The organism is Stenotrophomonas pictorum JCM 9942 (assembly GCF_001310775.1).
Classification (GTDB): Bacteria; Pseudomonadota; Gammaproteobacteria; order Xanthomonadales; family Xanthomonadaceae; genus Stenotrophomonas; species Stenotrophomonas pictorum.
Map to the genome: position 1 here is coordinate 1 of NZ_BAZI01000245.1, position 4124 is coordinate 4124.

General features: G+C 66.0%; 4 protein-coding genes and 1 tRNA gene. 1 reads left to right on the forward strand and 4 read right to left on the reverse strand.

Annotated elements, in window-relative coordinates:
* The first annotated feature begins 297 nt into the window (after positions 1-297).
* Positions 298-384 (forward strand) — tRNA-Leu (locus JCM9942_RS11645).
* 240 nt (positions 385-624) lie between these two features.
* On the opposite strand, the gene JCM9942_RS11650 is transcribed toward JCM9942_RS11645, so the two are convergent.
* From JCM9942_RS11650 to JCM9942_RS11665, 4 genes are all read right to left on the reverse strand, one after another.
* Entirely contained in the window at positions 625-1188 is a 564-nt protein-coding gene (locus tag JCM9942_RS11650; protein ID WP_054659828.1) for a fasciclin domain-containing protein, read from the reverse strand.
* A gap of 142 nt (positions 1189-1330) precedes the next feature.
* The gene (locus tag JCM9942_RS11655) at positions 1331-2119 is read right to left on the reverse strand and encodes a hypothetical protein (protein ID WP_145974338.1); all 789 of its coding nucleotides are present in this window, start codon (positions 2117-2119) and stop codon (positions 1331-1333) included.
* Between the two features lie 348 nt (positions 2120-2467).
* A complete protein-coding gene (locus JCM9942_RS11660; RefSeq protein ID WP_054659832.1) occupies positions 2468-3547 on the reverse strand; it encodes an SAM-dependent methyltransferase in 1080 nt (359 codons plus the stop codon).
* 22 nt (positions 3548-3569) lie between these two features.
* Positions 3570-4124: DUF1295 domain-containing protein (locus JCM9942_RS11665; protein ID WP_083468521.1), on the reverse strand; the 555-nt coding region annotated here is incomplete at its 5' end.

The window sequence follows — 4124 nt, forward strand, 5'->3', positions numbered from 1 at the left end:
CCCGCGTCGCGATAACGGCAACCGCGGCGGAGCCGGCCGCGGAAGCAACACCGGAAGTCGTCCGGGCGTCAGCTCCGCCCCTGCCAACAACGCGCTTGCCGATGCGTTCGCCCGGGCACGGCGCGGTGGTTGATTGCTGCAGATTGGCCGCCGAGGGTCTCCCCACGCAGACAGTCCCCGCACCACAGCGGGGCGGCAGCACGGTGACAAGGCAGGAGTCACCGGGAGATTTTTCAGGATTTAAGTGAAATCTTGCTGCCCAAGCGGAAAAGCTCAGCTATAATCGCCGGCCAGCCAGCCGAAGTGGCGGAATCGGTAGACGCAGCGGATTCAAAATCCGCCGCCCTTAAAAGCGTGTGGGTTCGAGTCCCACCTTCGGCACCAAGCATGTAAAACGCCCCTCGTCGACAACGACTTGGGGCGTTTTTGTTTATGCAGCACCGGGGACGATTGTGAAAGACGCTGCGGTCTTCGCCAGGTTGCACAGGTTCAAGCGGGTTTCGCGGTGCGGCTACTCGGCCAGCGTCCGATCTCCTGCCTGATCACCTCGCCCCTGCAGGACACCGGGATCGGCATCCAGCAACCTTGGCCTGCGGCAGTCGCAGGCCACGGTTGAGCAGGCGCTTACTTCGGCATCAGCACGCTGTCGACCACGTGTACCACGCCGTTGGACTGCATGACATCGGCGGTAGTGACCGCGGATTTGCCACCCTTGGCATCCACCACCCAGACTTTCCCGTCTTTCAGTTCGACGGTCAGTTCCTCACCCTGCACCGTCTTCAAGGTACTGCTGCCGCCCTGGCTGCTCGCGGCGGCGACCAGCTGGCTGGAAGGGTGGGTGCCCGGTACCACGTGATAGGTCAGGATGCCGGTCAGCGTGCCCTTGTTTTCGGGCTTGAGCAGGGTATCGACCGTGCCCTGGGGGAGCTTGGCGAACGCCTCGTTGGTGGGAGCGAACACGGTGAACGGGCCCTTTCCGGCGAGCGTGTCCACCAGCCCGGCGGCCTTCAGCGCAGCTACCAGGGTGCTCAGTTCACTGGTGTTGGAAGCGGTCTCGACGATGGTCTTCTGTGCACCCATCGCTGCGCCATCTGTGGCCGGATTGCCGGCGGCGAAAGCGGAAGGAACGGTGGCACCGGCAAGCGCGAGGCCGGCGGCGATGGCAAGACGCTGGATCTGGATACGCATGTTCAAGTCCTCATGGATATCGCCTCCGGTCGGAGGCGGGGGGAAAACGCAGCCTTGGCTGCGGTTGTTGTCGATCGGCAACCGCACCGTCTGTGCACCACGTGGCAGCGTGAACGGTGCAGCCGTTGAAACAGCGTCCGGATCAGAAGTCCCAGCGGGCGGCGACGCTCATCGGCACCGAAATCCGCTTGGCATCGTTGTTGATGCTGCCCAGGCCGAGCCCACCGATATCGGCGTCATCACCGCTGAGCTTGTCGACGTAGCGAACGCCGGCCTGCGCGGTAAAGCTGAAGGTCTCGCCGACCGGAATGATCACGCCCACATCCAGACCACCGGACGCGGACCAGGTCTTCTTGGTGAAGCGTGCATCCGGAATGGAAATGGCGGCATCCGGAATATCGAACGAGGCGTTGATGGCGTCGGTATGCGTCGCGCCGATGCGGGCGGCAAGGAAAGGACGCGCAGCGCCCGGCTGCATGAAGAAACGGCGGTAGCCGAACTCGGCGCCGTAGCTCTTGTAGGCGCTGAAACGGCCGTACACCGGCAGCTCTGTGTCCAGCGCCGGCACGAAGGCGCCGCCCACCTGCACGCGACCGGGCGAGGCATAGCTGTAACGCACCTGTCCGAACAGCTCGGCGCTGTCGCTCAAGCCATAGCCCATTTCCAGGCCGTAGGTGTCGGCCAGGCCATAGATGCGGTCATGGCTGCGCGACTGGATACGCAGCTCGGCACTGACCCCTGCCAGCGCAGGGTTGAGGGGTCCGAGGTCGGGCACGGGCGCGGTGGCACCGCCGTGCACGTCGCCGCTGGTCGGCATGTCAACGCCACCGAAGGCGGAAAAACTCCACTTGCCGGCTTCTACGCCGGACGCGTGGGCAGTAACGGATGCAGCCAGACCGGCAGCGAGAACGACAAAGGCAGCAGACTTCATTGGGGCTCTCCAGGCTGAAAGGGAAGTGCACAGGGTCATGCGTCTTCCAATACGCAGCACGCACACGCTTGGATGCACGCCAATCGCGATCGAAGCCGGAAAATCCATCGGATAGAAGTTGCGGGGTTGGCGTTGACGCGGCGTACACACGCGATAGCCCCAGAATCCACCGCGGTGATCGGTGAAATACGCAGTGCGGTGGCGCCTGCGGCCTACAGCTAGGCCCCCCGCCTGTTCGGCGGTGTCGGTGATGGCCATCCGGTGGGCCGCCGCAAGGCGTCTCGGCGGCGTGCCCGGGGTATGTGGCTGGAAGACGCCGATACCCGCCCCGTCATCCAGGCGCGGAACTCAGCGGCGCTGGAACAGGTAGTGCGAGACCATCCACTCCTGGCCGTCGGTATGCCCGAACAGCTCGGCGCAGGCCATCCAGAACATCCGCCAGCGCTGGAACCACAGCCCGGCGGCCTCGCCATAGGTCTGGCGCAGGATCGTCATCACCGCTTCGCGGTTGGCATCCTGGTGTTCCAGCCACTGGTTGGCGGTGCGCTCGTAGTGGGTGCCCTCGACCAGCCACTGCTGCTTGATCGTCAGTGCGTCCTGGAAGTGCAGCAGGGTATCGGCCGCCGGCATCAGCCCGCCGGTGAAGAAGTGGCGGCCCATCCAGTTGTCCGAACCGGCGGTCTCGAACGGGTAGAGCAGGGTGCGGTGCACGAAGATGTGCACGAACAGCTGGCCACCCGGGCGCAGCCAGCTGCCGATGCGGCCGAGCAGGGTGTCGTAGTTGCGCATGTGCTCGAACATCTCCACCGAGACGCAGCGGTCATAGGCGGCCTCGGGCAAGGCCAGGTGGTTCACGTCGCGGGTGAGTACCTGCACGTTGTGCAGGCCACGCTCCTGGCAACGCGCCTCGATGAAGGCGCGCTGGCCGTTGGAGTTGGACACCGCGGTGATGCGTGCGTTCGGGTAGTGCTCGGCCATCCACAGGGTCAGCGAGCCCCAGCCGCAGCCCAACTCGAGGATGTCCTGGCCATCGGCCAGCCCGGCGCGCTCGCAGTACAGCGCCAGCATCGCTTCCTCGGCCTGGGCCAGGGTCTCGTCGCCATTGGGGTAGTAGCAGCACGAATACTTCAGCCGCGGCCCCAGGCAGTGGGTGAAGAAGGCCGGCGGCAGCTCGTAGTGCTGGCTGTTGGCCGCCTCGGTCTCGATCGCCAGCGGGCTCTGGCGCAGCTCCTCCAGTCGCTGGCGCTGGCGCAGCGACTGCGCCTCCACGCCGCCTTCCAGTTCTTCGCTCAGCCGCTGCTCGCACAGCCGGCGGATGCCGGCGCGTACCAGCGCATCGGGCAGCAGGCCACGTTCGGCCAGGCCGAGCAGGCCGGGGGCCGCCCGGTCGGGCGAGAGTTCATTGCGGTCCAGGGTGGTGGTGGTCATGGCGCGGTCCTCGGCAATACGGTCAGGGTTTGGGGAACCAGGGGAAGAACATCGGCGTGCGCCGCTGGTACTCCCGGTAGTCATCGCCCCGCGTGCGCAGGGCCTGTTGTTCGGTGAACGGGATGCCGCTGATGAAGCGCAGGAACAGGTACATCAGGACCGGGCCGAGCAGGCCGAGCCAGACCAGCGGTCCGCCGAGCGCGGCCACGGCCCAGGCGCACCAGTGCAGCCATTCGAAGAAGTAGTTCGGGTGGCGCGAGTAGCGCCACAGGCCACGGTCACAAGTGCGGCCGCGGTTGGCCGGATTGGCGCGGAAACGGGCCAGCTGGGCATCGGCCAGTGATTCGCCCAGTACCGAGAAAAGCCACAGCGCAGCGGCGCCGGCCAGCTGCAGCGGTGACGGGTCCGGGTGGGCGACCACGGCGGCCAGCGGCAGCGAGAACAGCACCACCAGCAGAGCCTGGAACTGGAAGAAGGCCAGGAACTTGCGCTGGTCGCCGTGCCAGTACTGGCGCAGGGCCAGGTAACGGCCGTCCTCGGCTTCGCTGCGCACACGCCGCCACAGGTGCCAGGCTAG

Excerpts from the sequence above, each read along its gene's own strand:
- JCM9942_RS11650 (WP_054659828.1), bottom strand. The coding sequence starts at position 1,188 with ATGCGTATCCAGATCCAGCGTCTTGCCATCGCCGCCGGCCTCGCGCTT.
- JCM9942_RS11655 (WP_145974338.1), bottom strand. The coding sequence starts at position 2,119 with ATGAAGTCTGCTGCCTTTGTCGTTCTCGCTGCCGGTCTGGCTGCATCC.
- JCM9942_RS11660 (WP_054659832.1), bottom strand. The coding sequence starts at position 3,547 with ATGACCACCACCACCCTGGACCGCAATGAACTCTCGCCCGACCGGGCG.